The following is a 22,621-nucleotide window of genomic DNA, read 5'->3' on the forward strand; positions in this document are numbered from 1 at the left end:
AGTTTATACAATTACATTTGGATATTGTTCTTTTACCGTTTTTCTATTTTGATAAAAAACATATTCTCCAGACCAATAAAACAACAATAGTAATATAAAAATGCTTAATTGAATGTTATTATGTATTGGGTTTAAAAAGCTTTCATCACTTCTAAGATTCGTTAGAAAATTAAAAGAAATAAAAATGAAGTTAAACAATTGTAAAAAGTTATTCGTTTTGTTTAAAACTAAGAAACGTTCTTTTTGCTGTTTTTTAGTTTTAAAGCTTTGGTAGAAAATTCTAACAATAAGAAATAGTAAAAAAGTATACGTCCAAAAGAAAAAGTTCTCTTTGTCATGAAATAAATTCATCATTAAAAACAATAAATAAGATAAAACACCTGTAAAGATGATTTTAGGAAGTTTAAAAAATGAAACGAAATGCTTAAAAGATTGTTTGTAGAATTTTTTATGAACCGATTTTGTCTTCTCTTTTAAAAGTTTACTAAAACTTCGATCAGAAAAATTTCTATGAATATTTATGATTTCTTTTTTTACATCTAAATTTGGATTTTTAGCCAACTTTTCTTCTAAAATATTGGCAAAATGGTCTACAATTTCTGTTCTTACATCATAATATTTTATTCCGCAAGAAAAAATGTAATTGTCTATTTGTAAAAGTTGTTCTTTTGATAATTCCATAATTATGAAATTTTATATTTTTTAATCGCTTCTTGGTGTTTTTTATAGAATCGGTAATAAATAAATGTTCCAAAAACAAATGAGAATAAAAGTCCAACTTGAAAGGGATTAAGATATCCTTCTCTATTAAAAAAATCGAAGTCTATTAAAAGAATGGCTCCTAATAAAAGATTTAAACTTTGTGTTTTTAAAATAAAACTATAGGTTGTTCTTTTTTTGTTTTTAGAAATCATAAGAAAAAGAAATAATACTACAGTTAAAATAGTAACAATTTGAAAAACTAAATTGAGTCCGTTTTCTATGTTTTCAGAATAAATGAAATCCATTTTATTTATTAAAAAATATGATAGTAAATAAGGTACTGGCATCAAGAAAAACCATTTTTTAAAACTTTTTTTAGCTTTTTCTAATATTATTTTTGGAGCAGAAAAACCTACACCAAAATACCAACTAGAAGTTTCTTTTAAATGTGCATCCCATTTACCTGTAACGTTATAAAACACTGTTTCAAAATCAAAATTTTCGTTTGTCATTTTTGATTCTATATCAGAAACAATATGATCTAAAATTTCAAAACGAACATCAATATAAGTAATGTTTTTAAGGTTTAAATAATGTTCTATTCTTTGTATTTGTTCTTTGTTCAATTCCATAGCTAAAATTTTTTACTCCAAACTAAATTTAGGGTTCACCAATTGTTGCATCGTTTTTAAAAACTCTTGCATTTCATCCAACTTGTTGGCTGTTTCTTTGGTGCCGATTTCTGTTAACTTGTAATATTTTCTAAGCCTATTACCAACTTTTGCAACCTCTACATCTAACAAACCATCGGCTTCTAATTTGTGCAATGCAGGATACAAAGCACCCTCGGTAATTTTTAATTCGCCTTTGGTTAATTCTTTTACTTTTTGAGTAATCTCATACCCATACATTTTATCGTTACTTGCTAATAACTTTAAAATGATGGTTTGTAAAGACCCTTTATATAATTTCTGATTTCCCATGTTATAAAATGTGTAATCGTGTAAGTGTTTATTTTTTATTGTCAGTTCTAGCGCAGTCGAGAACTCATACAACCTCTAGACTGCGCTCGAGGAGACATCTCGCTCACCAAATATACATAATTTTATTATACATTAGATTCTTATGTATTGTTTTTTAAAACAAAAAAAAATCCTGAAACGTTAATTTCAGGATATAATAGTATTATTTACATAAGAGATTGCTTCATTCTTCGCAATGACAAAAAACTATTTCGTCACCTTTAAAACATCAGCAATAATGTTTTCTAATTCGGCTTTTGGTAAAGCTCCATTTGCCATTTGTGGCTGTCCTTCTGCAGGGCAAAATAACATAGAAGGAATACTTCTAATACCAAATGCAGCAGCTAATTCTTGCTCTGCTTCTGTGTCTACTTTATAAATTTCAATTTTACCTTCGTATTCATCAGATAATTGCTCTAAAACAGGCGCTAAACTTTTACATGGGCCACACCAGTCTGCATAAAAATCAATTAAAACAGGTTTGTCTCCTTTAAATTTCCATTCTTTGTTTTCTTCAAAATTAAACACCTTTTCTAAAAAAGCTGCTTTTGTTAAGTTTTCTGTCATAATAATATAATTTTATTTCGATAAGATCGAAAATATTTAATTTGTCTTTTTTGCCTAAGCAAGAATCTATTTATACAAAAGTAGTCGTTTTTATATACTTTAAATTACAGTATGTTAATAATTATGTAAAAGTAGAGAAGCTTACAAAGGATGTATTATTTTAGTGTCTTCTAAAGAAACAATAAAAAAATTTGATGTATCCAAAAACAAATAAAAAACCAGTTGTAGATTCTTATTTTGGAATTGATGTTGTAGACAATTACAGATGGTTAGAAGATGATGAAAGTCCAGAAACAAAAGCTTGGGTAAAAGAAGAAAACCAAGTTACTTTTAAATATTTAGATCAAATTCCGTACAGAAAACAATTAAAAGAACGTTTGTCTAAATTATGGAACTACGAAAAAATAGGAACTCCTTTTATAGAAGGCGATTACACGTATTTTTCTAAAAATGATGGATTACAAAATCAAAATGTAATTTATAGAACCAAAGGAAACTCTGAACCTGAAATATTTTTAGACCCAAATACTTTTTCTGAAGACGGAACCACTTCTTTAGGTGCTTTAAGTTTTTCTGAAGATGGTAAAACAGCTGCCTATTCTATTTCTGAAGGAGGTTCTGATTGGCGTAAAATTATTATTATTGATGTGGAAACCAAAACCACAAAAGAAGATGTTTTGGTGGATGTAAAGTTCTCTGGAATTTCTTGGTACAAAAACGAAGGTTTTTACTATTCTAGTTACGATAAGCCAACCGGAAGCGAGTTGTCTGCCAAAACAGATCAACACAAATTATATTATCATAAATTAGATACTTCTCAAAAAGACGATACCATTATTTTTGGAGGAACTCCTGCAGAAAAACACAGATATGTTGGTGGTTACTTAACCGAAGATTTTAAATACTTGGTAATAACCGCACAAGTTTCTACTTCTGGAAATAAATTATTTATCAAAGATTTGTCTGATAAAAATAATGAGTTAAAACCAATTATAGAAACGGTAGAAAGCGATACTTATGTTATTGATAATAGAGGAGATAAACTGTTTTTGGTAACCAATTTAAATGCACCAAATAAAAAAGTAGTTACGGTAAACTTTACAAACCCTACGGCAGAATATTGGCAAGACTTTATTCCGGAAACAGAAAATGTTTTAAGTATTTCTACAGGTTCTAATTATCTGTTTGCACATTATATAGTAGATGCGGTTTCTAAGGTTTTTCAGTATAATTTTGATGGAGAAATTATTAGAGAAATTAATTTACCCGGTATTGGTTCTGCTGGTGGTTTCAGCGGAAAAACAAAAGCCAAAGAACTGTATTTTTCATTTACCAATTACAACACACCAATTTCGTCATATAAATTCAACCCTAAAGAAGGGAATTACAAATCTTATTGGAAACCAAAAGTAGCTTTTAATGCAGATGATTATGTAAGTCAGCAAGTTTTTTATCCATCGAAAGATGGAACAAAAATTCCGATGATTATCACGCATAAAAAGGGAATGGAACTAAACGGTAAAAACCCAACTATTTTATATGGCTATGGAGGTTTTAATATTAGTTTAACTCCTGCTTTTAGTATTGCAAACGTAGTTTGGATGGAACAAGGCGGAGTTTACGCAGTTGCAAATTTAAGAGGCGGAGGAGAATACGGAAAGAAATGGCACAATGCCGGAACGCAATTAAAAAAACAAAATGTGTTTGATGATTTTATTGCGGCTGCCGAGTTTTTAATCAGCAAAAAATATACTTCATCAGAATATTTAGCAATTCGTGGTGGTTCTAATGGAGGCTTATTAGTTGGAGCAACCATGACACAAAGACCAGACTTAATGAAAGTTGCTTTGCCAGCAGTGGGTGTTTTAGACATGTTGCGTTATCATACGTTTACTGCAGGAGCAGGTTGGGCGTATGATTATGGTACTGCAAATGACAGTAAAAAAATGTTCGAATATTTAAAAGGATATTCGCCTGTTCATAATGTGAAAAAAGGGGTGAAATATCCAGCAACTTTAATAACCACAGGAGATCATGATGATAGAGTAGTGCCTGCACATAGTTTTAAATTTGCTGCAGAATTACAAGAAAAACAAACAGGAGATAATCCTACTTTAATAAGAATAGAAACCAATGCTGGGCATGGAGCAGGAACACCTGTTGCAAAAACAATTGAACAATATGCAGATATTTTTGGTTTTACATTGTTTAATATGGGGTTTCAACAATTACCAAATTCTAAAAAAACATAAAAAATTTGTCATACTTAATATTTCTTAGTACTTCGCTAATTGAAAGATTATTAGCTATAATCGCCCAAAATAAATTTAGCTTCATAGGCATCTAAAACGGATGTAATAGAGTTACAATTTTTTAATTCTTTATATTTGATATGGTATTAAAAAATTACACAATCAGCAAAAAAAAGAGAATTAAAAGTTAAAAGCTGTAACAATTTGTAATTGTTGTTACTAATTGTATCAATTAAACTCAATCAAATCAAAAAATCATGAAGACAATTAAAAAAGTATTTTTATGCCTCTTAAAAACGTAGATGCTTTTTACAAAGCGTTTAATGTTAAAGAAGGAGATAAAATGTATCTAAAACCAGCAGAAAGAGTGAAAATTTGGTAGTCCCCCAGCTGTTTTATCAATGTAATTTTTTATAGAAATTACTTTTTAGAACTTAAGAACCGATACGAAAGTGTCGGTTTTTTTTATGGGCGTTACCACAAGGGTCACGCTTTCACTACTCGCTTCTTGCTAAAAAGCAAGAGAGCTCAAACAAGCCGTTCAATCGTTAACGCAGCATACTTGCCGTCTTTTAGCTATAAGAAATCAAATAGAAATCTTATTTTTGTAAAATGCTAAAAGTAGAAACTATTTCTTTTTCTTATCGTAAAAACAAAACAATCTTAAACGATTTTAAATTCACTTTACAACAAGGAGAACACTTGTGTGTAATGGGAGAAAGTGGTTGCGGAAAATCGACACTTTTAAAGGCTATTTACGGTTTAGTAGATTTAAATAAAGGAAAAATATTTTGGAAAGAAGACCAGATTTTTGGACCAGAAAAACACCTTGTTCCCGGTTTCGAAAACTTTAAATACGTAGCGCAAGATTTCGATTTAATGCCCTACATATCTGTTTCAGAAAATATTAAAAAATTCCTATCTCGCTTTTATCCAGAAGAAAGTGAACAAAGAACACAAGAGTTATTAGAAGTCATACAAATGACCACTTTTGCGAACACAATGGTTAAAAACCTAAGCGGCGGACAAAAACAACGTGTTGCTATTGCTAGAGCTTTGGCAAAAGAACCTCAGTTATTGTTGTTAGATGAACCTTTTGGACAAATAGATAATTTTAAAAAGAACTCATTACGTAGAAACTTATTTAGTTACTTAAAAGAAAAAAACATTGCGTGCATTATTGCAACACACGATAAAAATGACGCACTTTCCTTTGCAGACAAACTTATTATTATCAAAGACAATAAAATAATAGCAAACAATGCTCCGAAAGAGATTTACAACAACCCAAAAGAAAAATATGTTGCTGCCTTGTTCGATGATGTTAACGAAATTACCATTAACAATAAAACAACATTAATATATCCACATCAAATAAAAATTGTAGAAAAATCAGGATTAAAAGCAATAGTGTTAAATTCTTACTTTAAAGGTGCTTATTGGTTAATAGAAGCTGAGTTTAATGCACAAAAAGTGTTTTTTAATCACCAAATAGATCTAGAGAAAAACACTGAAATAAATCTTCAATTTTTATTGAATTAACATTTTTTATAAATTTATTTGTTTTTTTTATCGGCCTAATGGACAAAATGGTTGGTCTTTTTTTTTTGGTAATTTTATTAAATTCTTTTAGCTCTTAAAAACTCATTTATAAATTTTATTTTTCTCTCTTTAGTTAATCCATTATGATTTCTAAGTTTGTTTTTTAAATCAGAAAAATGACCATCAATCATATTGGTTGTATTTGGAATATTTAATTCATAATTATCGTACCAAGTAAATAGCCATGTCATATTGGTATTAAGGCTCCTATATGCACTTCTAAGGCGTTTATGAGTGAAGTAACTTTTACCTGTTTCAATATTAATAGTACGTTCATTTAAAAAGCTTTCCCACTTAATAAACCATATTTTTAACCCTCCTTCAAATGATTCTTTATCAGTTTTTTTTAGCATAGCTACATGAAGCTTCATATCAATGGAGGCGGGCATTTTTGGGTTTTTAGTTATATACCTTCTTATTGTTGCAACTTGATGAAATTGACAAAGCTGAACAGGTATGTCTTTAAATGCTCCAACCAACCCTTTTCTACCGTCACAAACGATAGCTACAACCTCAAAACCTTTAGATTTCAGTTCTTTAATACCCTTTATGTACAATGTGTTAGTTTCTGATTTGACGTAATACCAAAGAAGATTTTCTTTACTGTATGCGTCTTTAAACAACATTAAACCAAAACTTCTTCCCCAATAGGTTGTATCCATTAAAACAATAACCTTCTTAGGTACTATTTCTGCTTGCTTTACTTGATAAAGATCTAGTTTGCGTTGGATTGTTCTTTTTGAGCATCCATATTTGACTGCTAGTTGTATATAAGTTTGTTTTCCTCTGGCATATTCATCCCAAAGAAAATCTACTGAAATTTGTTTTCCTCCATTAAAAATCTTGGTACAATTTAAACATTTGTAACGTTGTTTATTTAAGCGAGTACCGTATTTATGTGTGTTTAAACTATCACAAAATTTACATTTTTTTTATTCAAAACCTTTGATTTGACTCAAAGCTAATAAACAAAATGGATAAGGAAGATTTTACCAACCATTTTGTCTATTACACCTTTTTATCAACAGTAAGAAATAAAAGAAAACGTTCAGTTTTGTCATTTCGAAGGTTGAGAGAAACCACCATAAAAAGGAATTTTAAGAAAAATTCATCCTCAATTTTAAACAACGTATCTTTGCAGGCTGAAACAACTACATAAAGTTGCTTTCAAAAATAACTTTTATGACATTTAAAGATTTAGGTTTATCTCCCGCTTTGGTAAAAGCAGTAGAAGAAAAAGGATACACCAAACCATCACCAATACAAGAAAAAGCAATACCACATATATTAGAAGGTAAAGATATTTTAGCATCTGCACAAACAGGTACAGGAAAAACAGCAGGTTTTACCTTGCCAGTTTTACAATATTTAGCAGAAACTAAGCATGTAAAATACAGACCTTTACGTGCGTTAGTACTTACGCCAACAAGGGAATTAGCTGCACAGGTTTACGATAACGTTAGAGAATACAGTAAGTATGTAAACATAAAATCTGCCGTAGTTTTTGGTGGAGTTAATGCAAAACCACAGATTGCAACGTTAAGAAGTGGAGTAGATATTTTAGTGGCAACACCTGGTAGATTATTAGATTTACACACTCAGAAAGCAGTGTCTTTTAACAGAATAGATGTTTTAATTTTAGATGAAGCAGATAGAATGTTAGACATGGGTTTTGCAAGAGACTTAAATAAACTGATTAGTTTTATGCCTGCAAAGCGTCAGAACTTAATGTTTTCGGCAACTTTTTCTACTGATATTAAAAAATTAGCTTCGGGTATTTTAAATAATCCTGTTTCTGTAGAAGCAGAACCACAGAATTCAACTGCTAAAAAAGTAACACATAAAGTGTATCAGGTTGATAAAGGTAAAAAAACTGAGTTTACCATTAAGTTGATAAAAGACGGAAACTGGAGTCAGGTTTTAATCTTTACAAGAACCAAACACGGGGCAAATAAATTAACCGAGAAATTGGTAAAAGCAGGAATTTCTGCCGCTGCAATTCACGGAAATAAGAGTCAGGGTGCAAGAACAAAAGCATTAAGAAACTTTAAAGAAAATACTATTAAAGCATTGGTTGCTACAGATATTGCGGCACGTGGTTTAGATATTCCTTTATTACCACACGTAATTAACTTTGAGTTACCAAATGTACCAGAAGATTACGTACATAGAATTGGTAGAACTGGTAGAGCAGGAGCGGCTGGAGAAGCAATTTCTTTAGTTTGTAGTGAAGAAACGGAGTACCAAAGTGAAATTGAAAAATTACTAAAAGAAAAATTAAATTCTACAGTAGTAGAAGGTTTTGAACCTACAGATACGGCAGCACCTAAAAGAGCGGCAACACAGAGTAAAGGTTCTTTTGGTAAGAAAAAAAGACCTACAAATGGAGGTGCTTCTCAAGGAGACAGACCAAAAAAGAAGCCTCATTTTAAAGGAAATAAACCAGAAAGTACTTCTGGAAGAGGTAGGACTGGAGCGCCGAAAAAGAAGCGTTTTTAGACACTAATTTCTCTAATTTACACAAATTTTATTATCCTACAAGGTTGTTAACCTTGTAGGATTTTTACTTTTAAAGAACTATTAATACCTCTTTTTAGGCACAAAAACCACCAAGGCTGTCATTTCGAACAGTCAGAGAAATTACATAGTATTTGCTGATTGTTGTGTTATCACTGTTATTGGACTTTTTAATACTTCGAAGTGACAGGTTTTGGAGGTTTTTTTTCATGCAGTTTGTCATTTCGAGCGTGGGAGAAATCACATAAGGCTTTTTAGTTGTTGTGTTATTACTGTTATGTGACTTCTCAATGCTTTGAAGTGACAGGTATGGTGGTATTGCTTCTGTTTTACATGTAACTAATTTGCGTTAGGGATTGCAATGACATCCTTTTTGCTTTTTTAGCAAAAAGATATAATGGAAAGCCCGCTCGAACGCCCAAAAAACAACAATTATAATGTATTATTTTAGTCTTTTTGATGTAAAATACAATTGAGCATAATAAAATATAGAAAGAGATTTTTATATTTTATTAATAGTGAAATTGTAGCCGCCTAAATATTGCTACCTTTGTTAGTAAACATAAATTCATCAGTATGAAATACGATAAAATAGACTCAAAATTATTTATAAAAAATCGAAAAAACTTTGCTGCTGCAATGAAGCCAAATAGTTTGGCTGTTTTTAATTCTAATGACATTTATCCGATTAGTGCAGATAGTACAATGCCTTTTGAGCAGCATAGAGATATCTTTTTTTTAAGTGGTGTAGATCAAGAAGAAAGTGTATTGTTTTTGTTTCCTGATTGTCCTAACGAAGCTTATAGAGAAGTATTATTTGTTAGAGAAACCAATGACCATATAGCGGTTTGGGAAGGTGCTAAATTAACTAAAGAAGCTGCTTTTGAAACGAGTGGTATTAAAACAGTTTTATGGTTGCAAGATTTAGAAAAAGTATTATTTGAACTTTCTACATATGCAGATACTTTTTACATTAACACAAACGAGCATTATAGAGCAAATGTAGAAACAGAAACGCGAGAAGATCGTTTTACAAAGTGGTTGTTAGCTAAATATCCTGCACATGGTGTTGCAAAAAGTGGTCCTATTTTGCATAAATTACGTTCTGTAAAAGATACTATTGAGTTAGATTTAATACAAAAGGCATGTAATATTACAGAAAAAGGGTTTCGTAGAATTTTAGATTTTGTAAAACCTGGTGTTTGGGAATATGAAATTGAAGCCGAATTATTACATGAGTTTGTAAGAAATAGATCTAAAGGCTTTGCATACTCACCAATTATTGCAAGTGGTAATAATGCAAATGTTTTACATTATGTAGAAAATAATAAAGAGTGTAAAAGTGGAGATTTAATTTTATTAGATGTTGCCGCAGAATATGCTAATTATAAAAGTGATTTAACAAGAACGATACCTGTTTCTGGGAAATTTTCTAATAGACAAAAGGCAGTTTATAATGCTGTAAATCATATTAAAAAAGAAGCTACAAAATTATTGGTGCCAGGTACTTTATGGAAAGAATACCATGTTGAGGTTGGTGATATGATGACTTCTGAATTACTGAAATTAGGTTTATTAGACAAGGCTGATGTGCAGAATGCAGCTAAAGATTGGCCAGCGTATAAGAAATACTTTATGCATGGTACAAGCCATCATATTGGTTTAGATACGCATGATTATGGTTTGTTACACAAGCCGATGGAAGCAAATATGGTATTTACAGTAGAGCCAGGAATTTATATTCCGGAAGAAGGTTTTGGAATTCGTTTAGAAGATGATGTGGTGATTCAAGAAAAAGGAGAGCCTTTTAACTTAATGGGAAATATACCTATTGAAGCAGATGAAATTGAGGCTATAATGCAAGGTTAAATCTTACAATAAATATTTAAAAGCGAGTTTTATAACTCGCTTTTTTTGTGTTTTGAATTCTCTATATTTGTAGATATGAAAGAAAAAGAACTATTAGAAATCATTACAAATTATTTTGAAGAAAAGATATTTGATAATCACAAAATCAATGCTTTAAAGACACATTCTAAATTAAAATCTTACAAGATAAACCCTATTATTGTTAAGTATTTATCTAAAATTTTAGAAGACAATTTTACGCCTGTTGGGATTGCAAAAGCTTTATATTATCCAAGAATTTTAGGAACTTCTATAAATACTTCTTTTGGAACAAGAATTCAAAATATGTTTGTTGAGTTAGGTTTAGCTAGCGGTTCTTTAATTAAAGGAATGGATATTGAATTTACTGATAAAATAGATGGAAGAAAGAAGTGGTGTCAGTTAAAATCTGGTCCAAATACTATTAATTCGGAAGATGTAAATCCATTATTAAAGAAGTTTTCTACAGTTACAAATTTAGCAAGAACGAATGCAATTAATTTAAATAATTCTGACTTAATTTTAGGTGTTTTATATGGAGATTCGGAACAGTTAAGTCAGCATTATAAAAAAATTGACACACAATTTCCAGTAATCATTGGTAAAGAATTTTGGCATAGAATTACTGGATTTCCAAACTTTTACGAAAAGCTAGTTTCAAATTTAGATGAGATGATTTTAACTTTAAATACAGAAGATTTTTTTGAAAAAGGTTACAAAGCATTAGCTAAAGAAATCGAATCTTCCGATTTGTTCGATTTCTCATAAAGCTTATTTAAAAATGTCACAATAGAGTAACCTATTTCTTGTCCTAAATTACAAGGAACTGCATTTCCTATTTGTTTGTATTGTTGAGAAATAGAACCAGCAAATTTCCAAGAGTCTGGAAATGTTTGAATTCTTGCGTATTCTCTCACTGTAAAAGGTCTTGTTTCATCTGGATGACAACGTTCTGTTTGTTTTTGAGCAGGACTACAAGTGAGTGTTAAGCTTGGTTCATCCCAACCAATTCTTCTTGCCATTCCTGTTTTTCCTCCACCTAAATAGAAGCTTTTCCCCATATATTCTTTTTGAATTTCAATTGGTAAATTTCTCCAATATCCTTTTGGTGGAATTAAATCTAAAATAACTTTTTTATGTTCTGGGTATTTAGAGCCTTCGGATTTTGGTACATCAGAAGAGAATAGTTCTCCTTTTTTTAAAGCGTCTTTTAAGTTGTAAATGGTTTGGTGTGGTTTTGGGTATTCGTATTTTATATCAATATCTTTTCGAATTCCAACAACAATTATACGTTCTCTTTTTTGCGGAACTTTATAATTTATTGCTTTTAGAACTTCTACAGGAACTACATTATAGCCAATTTCATCTAAAATTGAAATCATTCCTTTTAAGGTTGCTCCTTTTTCATGAGAACGCAGTCCTTTTACATTTTCACCAATACAAATTGGTGGATTTACTTCTTTTACAGCTCTAGCAAATTCGTAAAATAAAGTACCTCTTGCGTCTTCTAAACCTAGTCTTTTGCCAGCGTAACTAAATGCTTGACATGGAAAGCCACCAGTAATAATGTCTACTTTATTCTTGTATTTTTTAAAACTAATATTTCTAATATCTCCTTCAATAACATTCCAATTTGGTCTATTATTTCTTAATGTTTGGCAAGCCCATTTGTCTATTTCATTTAAAGCTTCACATTTAATACCTGCTTTTTCTAAGCCAATTGCTAAACCACCAGCGCCCGCAAAAAGTTCTAAAACCTTATACTCATTATTCGGGAGTTCAAAATTATCAACTATATCGTCTACTTCATTTTCAAAAAGATTTAACAAAGAATTTATTTCTTCTTTTTTATAGATTCTATACTCACTAATTGGTTCTCTTGCTGCAATTAGTTTTCCATTTCTATCCCATCTTCTTAAAGTTTCTTTACTTTTACCTAGAATTTCTGAAGCTTCAGCTAAAGAATAATAATTTTTTATAACCACATTAGTCAACATTAAACATTGGTTACAAATATAGTAAAATATATATATGTAACCTATCGATTATTTAAAACTTGATATTTTAATTACTGCCCATTAAAATCAGTATGGCTTAAGGTTTTCATAAATAAAATAAGGTTGCTTTTTTCTTCTTCGGTAATAGCAATTCTATTGTTGTTCTCTTTTAAAATAGGATCTAAATTATCGGCACTAAAACCTGTAACATCACTATCTCTGTTACCACCAATATTTTCTACAAACTTCATCATTTCTGTAGCTGTATGTGCACTTGGTGTTGCATTGTTGGTAATATTTGCAGTAGAAACTAAAGTAACTGTATCATCCATATAATGCTCTATAGCATTAAAATAGACTTTGGTATCCCAAATTTTTATGATGCCTTTTTTAAAAAATTGCTTGTAGGCAACAGAGGTAATTAAAGCTCTAGATAATGATGTCTCTATAGGTAGTGCAGGAAAAACAACATCTTTTGCTCTATCAAAAATAGCATCTACTCTTACAGAGGATAAATCACTGGTTTTGTAAGCAACACCTAAGGATGTATTTAGTTTCTTGTATTGAGAATGGTTTAATTCGTTGTTATTTCCGTTGCTATAATTCTCTGCTTTTCTGTTAGAAATACATCCATCAACCACCAATTTATCATCGGAATAAGAAACATTAGCAAGGTTAAAAAACTGATTATTGTTAAATTAAAAACCAGTTTAATTTTCTCCGCTCCATTTTTTTGAATATGAGAATGTGGTACTTTTCTTTTTTATATTGATACTACCTGCTATAGTTGCTCCGTGTAAACTACCTGGTTGTCCTGATTTTATATCAATTTCAGAAAGATTATTACTTTCTATATAAGAAGTTGGCATTAATTAAAAACATATCGGTATTTATAGATTTGTTATATTTGAATTATGAATTTAATAGAAATTAATAAAGCATTATCAAATCAAGTTAGAGTTGATATCCTAAATTGGCTTAAAAAACCAGAAGATAATTTCCCACCTCATTTAGAGTTAGGTCATTTTGATTTTGGCGTTTGTCTTGTTTTTATTAAAAATAAAGCTAATTTATCACAATCTACAATATCTCAATATATGTCTCAATTACAAAAATCAGGTCTTGTTACAGCGACAAGACTAGGTAAATGGACATATTTTAAAAGAAATGAACAAAATATTAAAAAATATATTAATCAACTTAATAAAGAACTTTAAGTTTTACACCTACAATTCGATATTTCTCTATTTATAAATTAATAAAAAATGAAAAACAACATTCAAAATAAAATGTTTCTAGAAATTAGAAACAAAGAAATATTTAACCAAGCCCAACAGTATTCATTTGAATATTTAGAAAGTGTTTTTGACCGAAATGTTTACCCAACAGAAGAAGCTGTCAAAAACTTGTCAATATTTAACGAAGAACTACCTACTGATTCTACAAATGCTAAAAGTGTATTAGAGCAGTTAAATAAATACGGGAGTCCTGCAACAACAGCAACATTAGGTGGGAGATACTTCGGATTCGTTTGCGGAAGTTCAGTTCCTGTAGGTTTAGCAGCCAAAAGCTTAGGAACTTATTGGGATCAAGCACCAGCAATGAATGTTTTATCACCAATTGGAAGTAAACTAGAATCTGTTGTAGAAAAATGGCTCGTAGATTTATTTAATTTACCACCAAACACATCTGCAGGATTTGTAAGCGGAACATCTACTGCTAATCTATGTGGTTTGGCAGCAGCAAGATTTCGTGTTCTAAAAAGGAATAATTGGGATATAAATGAAAAAGGCCTTAGAGACTCACCTAAAATAAGAATTGTAACAGGAAAACAATCGCATTCAACAGTTTTAAAAGCAATAGGCATATTAGGCTTAGGAACAGAAAACATTGAATGGGTGGATGTAGACAATCAAGGTAGAATTATTCCTGATTTAATTCCTGAATTAGATGAGAATACAATTCTAATTTTGCAAGCGGGTAATGTAAATAGTGGTGCATTTGATAACTTTGAAGTCATTTGCAAGAAAGCAAAAAAAGCCAATACTTGGGTTCATATCGATGGTGCATTTGGTTTGTGGGCTGAGGCAGTAAATGAATTAAAATATTTAACAAAAGGAATAGGAAATGCTACTTCTTGGGCTGTAGATGGTCACAAAACATTGAACACACCTTATGATTGTGGAATCATACTTTGTTCAGACCAAGAAGCTATGACTTCTGCTCTTCATATGTCTGGAAGCTATATTATAGAAAGTACTGAAAGAGACGGAATGTTTTACACACCTGAAATGTCTCGAAGAGCAAGAATAATTGAATTATGGTCAATAATGAAGTATCTAGGGAAAAACGGAATTGATGAAATGATTCTAACTATGAATCAAAGAGCAAAACAATTTGCAGAAGAAATAGAAAAAACAAAAGGTTTTCACGTTGAAAATGATATTGTTTTTAATCAAGTAATTGTGAGATGTGATTCGGACAAAATTACTGAACAGGTTTTAAGTAATATACAAACGTTAAGAGAATGTTGGCTTGGTGGTTCTATGTGGTTTGGGAAAAAAGTTATGAGAATAAGCATATGCTCTTGGGCTACTACTGAAAACGACATATCTAAATCTGTGAAATCATTTGAAAAGGCGTTAGAATTGGAAATAACTAATGCTAACAAAGAACTGAGCTAAAAAACAACTCTTTTCTTCATTAAATTTACGCACTATTATTATAGGCTCATAATTCTATCAATTAGTATTTTGAGCTTTTATTTTTTATGTAATTACTATTTATTTTGATAAAACAGAAACGTACGTTTCGTCATATGGTAAACCTGATTTTGCGATAGCAAAACTCTGTTTTATCAATTTATTTGAAACCGCTATTAAAGCCAATTTCTTACTCTTACCCTTGTTAACAATTCGCTCATAAATCTCACGACATCCTTTATTATGTTTACAAGCTGTAAAAGCACAGAGAAACAAGAGGTTTCGTAGTTTCCTATTTCCAACCTTACTTATTCTACTTCTTCCACGTACACTACTTCCAGACACTCTTATCGTTGGAGTGATCCCTACATAACTACATAATTGTGAAGCCGTTTCAAACTTCCTAAACCCATCAGTAATTACGATTAAAAACAATGCCGTTTTCAAACCTATCCCTGGAATACTAGTTAGTAATGTTAATTGTGCTTGCTGGTCTTGTTTTACTAACGAAAGTACTTTTGTTTCGATTCCTAAAATCTCTTTATCTAAATGTTTTTTAGTCCGTTTTAAAGAACCATAAACCCACTTAGAGGGAATCCCTAAAACTTCTTCTCCGTGAATTTTATTCTTTACCGCTGTGCGTTTTTTAATATCACTATCTAATAATCTAAACAACTGTAAGCACTCACTCTGAACATTGGTAAGAGCAGTATACAATGGAACTTCATTGATGCCTCCATATTCACAGATAGCCTTTGCATCACTTTTATCCGTCTTTACTTTAGACAATTTCATTTGGATAAAACGCTTTACAGATAAAGGATTTACAACAGATACAAAAATGCTTTGTTTGTATAAAAACTGAGCTAACCTGTAATGGTAATAACCCGTTGCTTCCATAATTACTAATGAGTTTTTAGGGAGATTTTTTAAGAATATTTTAAACCCTAATTCATCATTTTTAAACTGATCATGACCACTTGTACTTCCATAAACATCAAAAACGTCTTTACTGATGTCAACTCCAAAAATTTCCTTATATTTATTCATAAGAACTGATTTATGAAAGAATAACCTACTTTTACTCACAACAACTTGAAAACGAGATCTAGGTCTCACAGAACTGAACGTGATTTTAGTAGAAAAGAGAGAGGATTACCAATGTTGTCGAAGTCTAAGCTTCACCGTATAAATTAACCTTAATTCTCTCTTTTATTCTTTCTGATTATATACTTAAATTTAGTCTTTTATTATAAAATGCTAACTTAAGCCGTATATAATTTATTGCTGGCTTCTTGCCTACTTGCGAAAGTCCTCGCGGACTTTCTATCTGTGATTTATTTGTTAACTTTAGTGCTTAGAACACGCAACTAATCTTAGACAATTACGTTGGCAACAAACCATATAATAACATTACCAGATCCATTTTATCTGTACAAGCGCCAAAAACATGCATGCCGTCTATGGTAACCATAGAACGCTCCGTACTCAGGTTATTAGAGGTTCCCAAGCATACGCACCACGTTTAATAAAACTGATGTTATCTGTAGAAGCTAAAAATTCATCAACAGAAACAGCTATTTTCATTTTCGTTTCTATTTTCTTCTTTTGGCAGCAATAATTACAATTTCATCCAAGATTCCTCTTAAACTAGCTCTTTTTTAGGTATAATCTCCGCTAATTATTGATGTGACTTCTTCGAACTCTATATATTTGGTAGTTTTAATGTTTAATTCTACTTTGTAATCCGTTTTTTCTAGCGTATAAGAAGTAATCACAACAAGAGTTGCAATTACAATAAAAAGTAAATGTTTCATTTTTAATATAATCGTAAAAAGCGGCATATTTTAATAACGGAAGCTGAGGTTTCGTAAGTAAGAATAAAGATAAAAAGATGGCTGTTATTTTCACAATGCAAATATTTTGTTTTTTTAAAACTTGCCTAACCTTACATTATTTATAATAACTTTTTCCTAAAACAAAAAAAGACAAACATTTAAGTTTGTCTTTTTTTGTATAGATATATTGCTTGTTATTATCTCTGTAATCTACCTGTGGTATTACCTTCTAGAATACTCATTACTTCTTTTTCGTTTGCGTAATTAATATCGCCTAAATAGGTGTGTTTAATAGCACAAGCTGCACTACCAAATTCCATAGTTTTAAAGTCATCAAATTTTTGTAAACCATGAATTATTCCGGCAGCAAAAGCATCACCAGTACCAATTCTGTCTACAATATGTGTGATGTCTAAATCTTGGGTTTCTTTAAATTCTTTACCATTCCACATTCTTGCTCTAATTTTATGCCAAGAAGAATTGATAGATGTTCTTATTTTGTCGAACACTTTTTCTATGGTAGGATATTTTTCCATTAATTGCTTACTAGCTTCAATAAAATCTTCATTAGAATAAGAAAAATTGGTATCTAAAAGTTCATTTATTTCATTTACACCTCCAATAAAAACGGTAGAATAATTAACTAATTCTGATAAAACTTCTTTTGGAATTCCTCCCCATTTCCATAAACCACTTCTATACGTTGGATCCGCAGAAATTCCCATACCTTTTTTCTGAGCAAGAATTAATCCTTCTTTTAAAGTTTCATAACCACCTTTACAAAGCGCAGGCGTAATCCCTGTCCAATGAAACCATTTTCCTTTTTTTAAAGATTTTTCCCAATCTACCATTTCTGGTTGAATTTCAGAAAAAGAAGAGTGGGATCTATTGTAAGAAATAGAACTCGGTCTCATAACTGCACCAACTTCTAAAAAATAAACACCTAAAGGTCTACTAGAACGAACAATTGCAGTAGTACTAACGTCAAATTTTCTTAGAAAAGAAATTGCAGTATCCCCTATAAAATCATCAGAAACACATGAAATATGTTTTACATCTGCTCCAAAATTTGATACAGAAATACCAACATTTAATTCTGTACCACCAAAATAAAATTCTACTTGGTTAGATTGAATAAATTTTTTATTTCCTGAAGGAGAAATTCGCATTAAAACTTCGCCAAATGTAATTATCTGATTCATAATAAAAGATTTTATAAAACAAATATACTTTATAAAAAAGGATTAAAGTGTTGTTTTATTTTTAAATATTCTAAGATATTGTTGAGTATATAATAATGTCAAAGCCTTTGTATTAAAGGGTTTTTAGCTCTTTTAATTTTTAAAGAGCTCTTTAAATAAAAATAAAAACTGAATAAAAAATGCATATTTACGTCAATTGGTTAACCAATTTTAAGCAAAATAAGTTAAAATAAAACTTGTATAATAAAATAAACAGCTAATTATGCTCTTAAAGAGGATATAAAACGAATTGTTTGGTTGTTAAACATTTCTGGTTGTTCTACATTTACCACATGACCACAATTTTCTATAACAAAAAGTGATGAAGTAACATGTTTGGCAACAATGTTTTTTATAGAAGGCAAAAACAAATGATCTTCGGCTCCCATTACGTATAGCGTAGGGATTTTAATATCTTTTGTTCTAAAAAAGCGTAAAAGTGGGTTAATTTCTGATGTTAATTTAAACCAACGTAAAAATTCTTTTTGATATAATTTCTTCGCTTCGTTAACAAACAACAATCTAGAGTTTTTATGATTTTTCTTTGGCATTATAATAAATGCAAAGAGTTTATACAATAACATATAAGGCACTACAGATTTAAAGATATTGCCAAGTTTCATTAATACTTGAGAGCGGAAGTTCATTTTAATAATGGCACCGCCCATAATCATACTTTTTACCATTTCTGGTCTTTTTTCTGCAAGATTTCTAATAAGAATAGTACCTAAAGAAATACCTATAAAATGAGACTTTTCAATTTTTAAATGATCTATTACTTCAACAATATCTGCCGTAATAGAATCAAAAGTATACTTTGCTTTAAAGGTATCTTTTAACTTAGGTTTACTGTCTCCGTGGCCACGTAAGTCTAAAATTAAAATATTAAAATGTTTTCTAAAATCTCTAACCTGTTTAAACCAAATAGAACTGCTGCCTCCTGCTCCGTGAACAAAAGTAACCCATTCTTTAGAGGTTGTATGTGGGTAAGAGTAGTAGTTTAACAAACGTTTATTTTTTTATTTAATAAAAACCGAAATGCTAAAATAAGACATTTAATTTTGATGTACATTAAAATGTTTTTTTGAAGTTCGTAATTTACTTAATAGGAATAAAGAAATTTAATTATGAGCAAGAATTCATATACGTACTAAAGGTTAGGGAAATGTATTAGTTGTTGTTTTATATAGTTATTTATGAAAAAACGGATTTAAAACCTATAGAAATACTTCCGTTACCAGAGGGTAAAGCGTATGTTAGACCACCTATGAATTATCAAACTTTTATACCAGAAAAATTTTAGTGTATAAACACAAAAAAGGCAAACATTTCTGTTTGCCCTCCCCCTAATTTGAATAAAGAAATTATTCTACGATTAACGTATATTGTGGTGTTGGGTTTAAAGGACAGAAATAAACATATTCTCCTTTTGCAAGCGTTACTTCTTTAGAAGTTTCTTTGGTGTTGTTTTTTACTTGTGCAGTAACATACGCGTTTTTAATGTGCGCTTTTACATCTGCTTTTGGTGCTAAAACAAAACCTACATTATGCCCCACGTTGTTGTTTGCTACTTCAAAAATATAAGTTCCTTCAGATAAGGTAATTTGTTTCTGAGTAAACTCACCTTTTGTTTGTTCTAAAGAAACTGTTTTTACAGCTGCTTTATCCATTTTATCTTGTGCGTTTGTACTAAATGCGAAACCTAAAACTACTACTAAAATTGCGATTACTTTTTTCATGATTGTTGTGTATTACTATTGATTAAAAAATTGATTGTTTATTATTATTATTATTTACTCTTATTTATAATGCTTGTGCTAAAGGGAAATCTACGGCAACATCTGTTGTTTTATGAAAGTAGTTGGTAATGGTAATTTCTCCTATTAAGATAATTGCATCTGCCAAGTTTCCTTTAGTATATCCTGCTGCGTATAAGTTTTCTACTGTTTCTGGTGTTGCTGCTCCTCTGTTTTCTGCTACGCTTTTAGAAAAATTAGCTAAAGCGTTTAATTTTGTATCAAAAGATGCTTTACCAACTCTTAATTCTAAGATTTGCTCTTCTGTAAAACCATTCATTTTACCAATTGCTGTGTGTGCAGATAAACAATAAACACAATTGTTTACTTGACTTACTGCTAGGTTTATTACTTCTTTTTCTTTTGCAGAAAAACTAGTTTTTCCGTTTCCGATTGCTAAAAAGTTACCTAATGCAGTTTCACTGTGTGCAAATGCTGCATATAAGTTGGGTACAAAACCTAACCCTTTTTCTAACTGAGTAAAGATTGCTTGGTTATTTGCAGATACTTCGTTTTTTGTTGGTACGTTAAATGTGCTCATAATTTTATTTTAAAATATTTTTTTATTAATGTTTTGTATTTGTTTTACTTGTGCAAAACTAGTTTCGGTATTTTATTTGCATTTGCAAATTTGTTGTTCTGGGTTTTGCTCGTCGTATGTTTGGTATCCCCAACAGTTTGGGCATTGTGTGTTTTCTATAGTTTTCATAATTGTTGTTTTTGTTATTAATTGACTCTGCAAAGATGCAACCGATAGTGACTTCAAAAATTGGACAAAAGTTCCTTTGATTTGGACTCGTTAAAAAATTGTCTTTTTTTTTTGATGATTGCAGCGCTTATTTTAAGCGGTCTATTTTACTTCTTAAGTTTCTTTCTGTAATTAAACCTGTGTGTCTGTCTGCAGGCGCTCCGTTTTTAAAGAAAATTAATGTTGGTATATTTCTTACATTAAACTTTGCTGCTAATTCTGGGTATTCATCAACATTTACTTTTTTAATGGTAATGTTTTCCTTTAATTCATCTGCTAATTTGTTGATGGTTGGCAATAATGTTTGACAAGGTCCACACCAGTCTGCATAAAAATCTAATAATACACTGCTGTTGTTTTCTATAACATTGTTAAAGTCTGTTTGTTCTAATTGAGTTTCCATTTTTTCTTATTTTTAATTGCTGCTAAAGCAGGATTTATATATTGTTGTTGTGTTGTTATTGTTACACACTGCAAAGATGCAACCGAGATAGAGGTTTAAAAATGGACAAAAGTTCTTACTGTTTGGACAAGGTAAAAAAGTTGGCAAAAATGCACGCGTGAAGGATAGAGCAAGTTGTTTGAGCTCTTTTAAAGTTTGATAAAACTTTAAAAAGCGAGTTGCGAAAGCCTGACCTGATAAGGGCACGCCCAAGAAAATTAAAAAATGTTGAGTGAAGCTAGAACAATAAACCACAAATTTGTTATTTCTACAATAGGAAATATCTCATAATAGTGATAACGCAACACCAACCAAACTTTATGAGATTTCTCTCAAAAGGTCGAAATGACAAAGCTGGATAAAAAAATACAACGCTTGTTACTTTGTGTTTTATGAAGCTAAGGGAAATAAATAGCCGACTAATACTCCTTTTTAAATTGCAAAGGAGATTTTAAAATGGTCTTGGTAAAAAAGCGTGTAAAATAAGCAGGATCGTTAAAGCCAAGCTCGAAAGCAATTTCTTTTACCGTTTTATCTGTGTAAATTAACTGCCGTTTTGCTTCTAACAAAATGCGGTTTTTAATAAAGTCTGATGGTGTTTTTGCACCCAGTTTCTGAAAGTGTTTGCTAATAGATTTTGGCGAAAGGCCCAATCTGTTTGCGTAGTCTGTTACCGAGTGCATGGTTTTAAAATTCTGCTCTACCAACAAGCTAAAATCTTTAAAAAGACGGGTTTCGGTGTCTTCTTTAATTACATGGTTTTCCTTTTTTACACGAACCGAAGAAATGATAAATTGCTTTAAATAAGATTGCAACATATCGTATTGTGCGGTTTCGTTTTGTTGAAACTCTTCTATAAGACTCTCTAAAATAAAGTTGAGTTTTTTGGTGTCTTTTTCGCAGGGTTTTACAAAGGGTGTTTCGTAAATATTGTTGAACAGAATTCCGTTACAGGCCACTTCTGTATCGTGGGTTTGTATGCAGTAAAAATCTCTTACAAAAGTAAGTTTGTAGGCGGTTTTTATTTGTTCGGAATCTACTGTAAATACTTGTCCGGGTGATAAAAAGAACAACACATTGTCGTTAAACGTATAGCTTTCAAAATCGATATTGTAGGTGCCGCTTCCTTCTTGAATCCAATAAATAGAATAGGCGTTTTGTTGTACAGAATGATCTATTGTACATGCTTTTTCGAATTGAACGGTACTTACAGAAAAGGTTTCTTTAAAGGAATATTTTACAATGTCTTGAACTGCCATTTATTTGGTTTTCATTATTAGTAAAAGTACAGTAAATTTTGTCATAAAT

At 30.6% G+C, this 22,621-nt stretch carries 22 protein-coding genes and 3 pseudogenes; 8 read left to right on the top strand and 17 right to left on the bottom strand.

From position 1 onward, the window contains the following. Positions 1 to 3: 3 nt before the first annotated feature. The 4 genes from GQR92_RS12480 to trxA (GQR92_RS12495) all read right to left on the bottom strand — a co-directional run bounded on the left by GQR92_RS12480 (position 4) and on the right by trxA (GQR92_RS12495) (position 2,291). Positions 4 to 681 carry a hypothetical protein gene (locus GQR92_RS12480; RefSeq protein WP_158840029.1) on the bottom strand — a complete coding sequence of 226 codons (678 nt, stop codon included), beginning with the start codon at positions 679 to 681 and terminating at the stop codon, positions 4 to 6. 2 nt (positions 682 to 683) lie between these two features. Continuing rightward, positions 684 to 1,334, bottom strand: coding sequence for a hypothetical protein (locus GQR92_RS12485; protein WP_158840031.1), 651 nt, complete (start codon positions 1,332 to 1,334; stop codon positions 684 to 686). A gap of 12 nt (positions 1,335 to 1,346) precedes the next feature. Further along, a complete protein-coding gene (locus GQR92_RS12490; protein ID WP_158840033.1) occupies positions 1,347 to 1,685 on the bottom strand; it encodes a PadR family transcriptional regulator in 339 nt (112 codons plus the stop codon). A 246-nt stretch (positions 1,686 to 1,931) separates the two neighbouring features. Next, positions 1,932 to 2,291: a thioredoxin gene (trxA, locus tag GQR92_RS12495; RefSeq protein ID WP_158840035.1), complete on the bottom strand. Its 360-nt coding sequence runs from the start codon at positions 2,289 to 2,291 to the stop codon at positions 1,932 to 1,934. Between the two features lie 194 nt (positions 2,292 to 2,485). Here trxA (GQR92_RS12495) and GQR92_RS12500 point away from each other — a divergent pair, with 194 nt between their 5' ends. The 3 genes and pseudogenes from GQR92_RS12500 (at position 2,486) to GQR92_RS12510 (ending at position 6,085) form a co-directional block, all read left to right on the top strand. Continuing rightward, entirely contained in the window at positions 2,486 to 4,543 is a 2,058-nt protein-coding gene (locus tag GQR92_RS12500) for a prolyl oligopeptidase family serine peptidase (protein WP_158840037.1), read from the top strand. Positions 4,544 to 4,823: 280 nt separating this feature from the next. Next, positions 4,824 to 4,925, top strand: a pseudogene (locus GQR92_RS12505) (M13-type metalloendopeptidase); the annotation flags it as partial. Between the two features lie 230 nt (positions 4,926 to 5,155). Further along, a complete protein-coding gene (locus GQR92_RS12510; protein WP_158840039.1) occupies positions 5,156 to 6,085 on the top strand; it encodes an ABC transporter ATP-binding protein in 930 nt (309 codons plus the stop codon). 77 nt (positions 6,086 to 6,162) lie between these two features. Here the strand turns inward: GQR92_RS12510 and GQR92_RS12515 are convergent. Continuing rightward, a pseudogene (locus GQR92_RS12515) lies at positions 6,163 to 7,062 on the bottom strand (IS256 family transposase, variant Zn-binding type); the annotation flags it as partial. A 265-nt stretch (positions 7,063 to 7,327) separates the two neighbouring features. Here GQR92_RS12515 and GQR92_RS12520 point away from each other — a divergent pair. The 3 genes from GQR92_RS12520 to GQR92_RS12530 all read left to right on the top strand — a co-directional run bounded on the left by GQR92_RS12520 (position 7,328) and on the right by GQR92_RS12530 (position 11,317). Continuing rightward, positions 7,328 to 8,644: a DEAD/DEAH box helicase gene (locus tag GQR92_RS12520; RefSeq protein ID WP_158840042.1), complete on the top strand. Its 1,317-nt coding sequence runs from the start codon at positions 7,328 to 7,330 to the stop codon at positions 8,642 to 8,644. Between the two features lie 594 nt (positions 8,645 to 9,238). After that, positions 9,239 to 10,531: an aminopeptidase P family protein gene (locus tag GQR92_RS12525; RefSeq protein WP_158840044.1), complete on the top strand. Its 1,293-nt coding sequence runs from the start codon at positions 9,239 to 9,241 to the stop codon at positions 10,529 to 10,531. Between the two features lie 75 nt (positions 10,532 to 10,606). Beyond that, the gene (locus GQR92_RS12530; RefSeq protein ID WP_158840046.1) at positions 10,607 to 11,317 is read left to right on the top strand and encodes a PmeII family type II restriction endonuclease; all 711 of its coding nucleotides are present in this window, start codon (positions 10,607 to 10,609) and stop codon (positions 11,315 to 11,317) included. Here GQR92_RS12530 and dcm read toward each other — a convergent pair. The 3 genes from dcm to GQR92_RS12545 all read right to left on the bottom strand — a co-directional run bounded on the left by dcm (position 11,263) and on the right by GQR92_RS12545 (position 13,415). Next, positions 11,263 to 12,534 carry a DNA (cytosine-5-)-methyltransferase gene (dcm, locus tag GQR92_RS12535; RefSeq protein WP_158840048.1) on the bottom strand — a complete coding sequence of 424 codons (1,272 nt, stop codon included), beginning with the start codon at positions 12,532 to 12,534 and terminating at the stop codon, positions 11,263 to 11,265. The genes GQR92_RS12530 and dcm overlap by 55 nt on opposite strands. Positions 12,535 to 12,617: 83 nt before the next feature. Beyond that, entirely contained in the window at positions 12,618 to 13,187 is a 570-nt protein-coding gene (locus GQR92_RS18255; protein ID WP_441339129.1) for a hypothetical protein, read from the bottom strand. Between the two features lie 69 nt (positions 13,188 to 13,256). Further along, a complete protein-coding gene (locus GQR92_RS12545; RefSeq protein WP_158840050.1) occupies positions 13,257 to 13,415 on the bottom strand; it encodes a hypothetical protein in 159 nt (52 codons plus the stop codon). Between the two features lie 45 nt (positions 13,416 to 13,460). On the opposite strand from GQR92_RS12545, the gene GQR92_RS12550 reads away from it, so the two are divergent. Together GQR92_RS12550 and GQR92_RS12555 are read left to right on the top strand one after the other, a co-directional pair. Next, complete coding sequence (locus GQR92_RS12550; protein ID WP_199269138.1) at positions 13,461 to 13,763, top strand: ArsR/SmtB family transcription factor; 303 nt, start codon at positions 13,461 to 13,463, stop codon at positions 13,761 to 13,763. 48 nt (positions 13,764 to 13,811) lie between these two features. Beyond that, the gene (locus tag GQR92_RS12555) at positions 13,812 to 15,230 is read left to right on the top strand and encodes a pyridoxal phosphate-dependent decarboxylase family protein (RefSeq protein ID WP_158840052.1); all 1,419 of its coding nucleotides are present in this window, start codon (positions 13,812 to 13,814) and stop codon (positions 15,228 to 15,230) included. Positions 15,231 to 15,329: 99 nt separating this feature from the next. On the opposite strand, the gene GQR92_RS12560 is transcribed toward GQR92_RS12555, so the two are convergent. From GQR92_RS12560 to GQR92_RS12600, 9 genes and pseudogenes are all read right to left on the bottom strand, one after another. Beyond that, positions 15,330 to 16,298, bottom strand: a complete 969-nt coding sequence (locus GQR92_RS12560) for an IS110 family transposase (protein ID WP_158838325.1) — start codon at positions 16,296 to 16,298, stop codon at positions 15,330 to 15,332. 364 nt (positions 16,299 to 16,662) lie between these two features. Further along, a pseudogene (locus tag GQR92_RS12565) lies at positions 16,663 to 16,900 on the bottom strand (TonB-dependent receptor); the annotation flags it as partial. A gap of 9 nt (positions 16,901 to 16,909) precedes the next feature. Beyond that, positions 16,910 to 17,065 carry a hypothetical protein gene (locus tag GQR92_RS12570; RefSeq protein ID WP_158840054.1) on the bottom strand — a complete coding sequence of 52 codons (156 nt, stop codon included), beginning with the start codon at positions 17,063 to 17,065 and terminating at the stop codon, positions 16,910 to 16,912. A 218-nt stretch (positions 17,066 to 17,283) separates the two neighbouring features. Continuing rightward, positions 17,284 to 18,288 (bottom strand): sugar kinase, encoded by a 1,005-nt coding sequence (locus tag GQR92_RS12575; protein ID WP_158840056.1) that lies wholly within the window; start codon positions 18,286 to 18,288, stop codon positions 17,284 to 17,286. A gap of 260 nt (positions 18,289 to 18,548) precedes the next feature. Beyond that, positions 18,549 to 19,334 (bottom strand): alpha/beta fold hydrolase, encoded by a 786-nt coding sequence (locus GQR92_RS12580; RefSeq protein ID WP_158840058.1) that lies wholly within the window; start codon positions 19,332 to 19,334, stop codon positions 18,549 to 18,551. 357 nt (positions 19,335 to 19,691) lie between these two features. Then, on the bottom strand, positions 19,692 to 20,066 hold the full coding sequence (locus tag GQR92_RS12585) for a plastocyanin/azurin family copper-binding protein (RefSeq protein WP_158840060.1): 375 nt from the start codon (positions 20,064 to 20,066) through the stop codon (positions 19,692 to 19,694). Positions 20,067 to 20,130: 64 nt separating this feature from the next. Then, a complete protein-coding gene (locus GQR92_RS12590; RefSeq protein ID WP_158840062.1) occupies positions 20,131 to 20,664 on the bottom strand; it encodes a carboxymuconolactone decarboxylase family protein in 534 nt (177 codons plus the stop codon). Positions 20,665 to 20,959: 295 nt separating this feature from the next. After that, a complete protein-coding gene (trxA, locus tag GQR92_RS12595; protein WP_158840065.1) occupies positions 20,960 to 21,274 on the bottom strand; it encodes a thioredoxin in 315 nt (104 codons plus the stop codon). 458 nt (positions 21,275 to 21,732) lie between these two features. Next, on the bottom strand, positions 21,733 to 22,572 hold the full coding sequence (locus tag GQR92_RS12600) for a helix-turn-helix domain-containing protein (RefSeq protein ID WP_158840067.1): 840 nt from the start codon (positions 22,570 to 22,572) through the stop codon (positions 21,733 to 21,735). Positions 22,573 to 22,621 lie beyond the last annotated feature (49 nt).

The sequence above is a fragment of the Polaribacter sp. L3A8 genome (genome assembly GCF_009796785.1).
Classification (GTDB): domain Bacteria; phylum Bacteroidota; class Bacteroidia; order Flavobacteriales; family Flavobacteriaceae; genus Polaribacter.

What these genes read in the sequence shown, in the direction of transcription:
- GQR92_RS12480 (WP_158840029.1), bottom strand. Translation starts at nt 681, where the DNA reads ATGGAATTATCAAAAGAACAACTTTTACAAATAGACAATTACATTTTT.
- GQR92_RS12485 (WP_158840031.1), bottom strand. Translation starts at nt 1,334, where the DNA reads ATGGAATTGAACAAAGAACAAATACAAAGAATAGAACATTATTTAAAC.
- GQR92_RS12490 (WP_158840033.1), bottom strand. Translation starts at nt 1,685, where the DNA reads ATGGGAAATCAGAAATTATATAAAGGGTCTTTACAAACCATCATTTTA.
- trxA (WP_158840035.1), bottom strand. Translation starts at nt 2,291, where the DNA reads ATGACAGAAAACTTAACAAAAGCAGCTTTTTTAGAAAAGGTGTTTAAT.
- GQR92_RS12500 (WP_158840037.1), top strand. Translation starts at nt 2,486, where the DNA reads ATGTATCCAAAAACAAATAAAAAACCAGTTGTAGATTCTTATTTTGGA.
- GQR92_RS12510 (WP_158840039.1), top strand. Translation starts at nt 5,156, where the DNA reads ATGCTAAAAGTAGAAACTATTTCTTTTTCTTATCGTAAAAACAAAACA.
- GQR92_RS12520 (WP_158840042.1), top strand. Translation starts at nt 7,328, where the DNA reads ATGACATTTAAAGATTTAGGTTTATCTCCCGCTTTGGTAAAAGCAGTA.
- GQR92_RS12525 (WP_158840044.1), top strand. Translation starts at nt 9,239, where the DNA reads ATGAAATACGATAAAATAGACTCAAAATTATTTATAAAAAATCGAAAA.
- GQR92_RS12530 (WP_158840046.1), top strand. Translation starts at nt 10,607, where the DNA reads ATGAAAGAAAAAGAACTATTAGAAATCATTACAAATTATTTTGAAGAA.
- GQR92_RS12545 (WP_158840050.1), bottom strand. Translation starts at nt 13,415, where the DNA reads ATGCCAACTTCTTATATAGAAAGTAATAATCTTTCTGAAATTGATATA.
- GQR92_RS12550 (WP_199269138.1), top strand. Translation starts at nt 13,461, where the DNA reads ATGAATTTAATAGAAATTAATAAAGCATTATCAAATCAAGTTAGAGTT.
- GQR92_RS12555 (WP_158840052.1), top strand. Translation starts at nt 13,812, where the DNA reads ATGAAAAACAACATTCAAAATAAAATGTTTCTAGAAATTAGAAACAAA.
- GQR92_RS12560 (WP_158838325.1), bottom strand. Translation starts at nt 16,298, where the DNA reads ATGAATAAATATAAGGAAATTTTTGGAGTTGACATCAGTAAAGACGTT.
- GQR92_RS12570 (WP_158840054.1), bottom strand. Translation starts at nt 17,065, where the DNA reads ATGAAACATTTACTTTTTATTGTAATTGCAACTCTTGTTGTGATTACT.
- GQR92_RS12575 (WP_158840056.1), bottom strand. Translation starts at nt 18,288, where the DNA reads ATGAATCAGATAATTACATTTGGCGAAGTTTTAATGCGAATTTCTCCT.
- GQR92_RS12585 (WP_158840060.1), bottom strand. Translation starts at nt 20,066, where the DNA reads ATGAAAAAAGTAATCGCAATTTTAGTAGTAGTTTTAGGTTTCGCATTT.
- GQR92_RS12590 (WP_158840062.1), bottom strand. Translation starts at nt 20,664, where the DNA reads ATGAGCACATTTAACGTACCAACAAAAAACGAAGTATCTGCAAATAAC.
- trxA (WP_158840065.1), bottom strand. Translation starts at nt 21,274, where the DNA reads ATGGAAACTCAATTAGAACAAACAGACTTTAACAATGTTATAGAAAAC.
- GQR92_RS12600 (WP_158840067.1), bottom strand. Translation starts at nt 22,572, where the DNA reads ATGGCAGTTCAAGACATTGTAAAATATTCCTTTAAAGAAACCTTTTCT.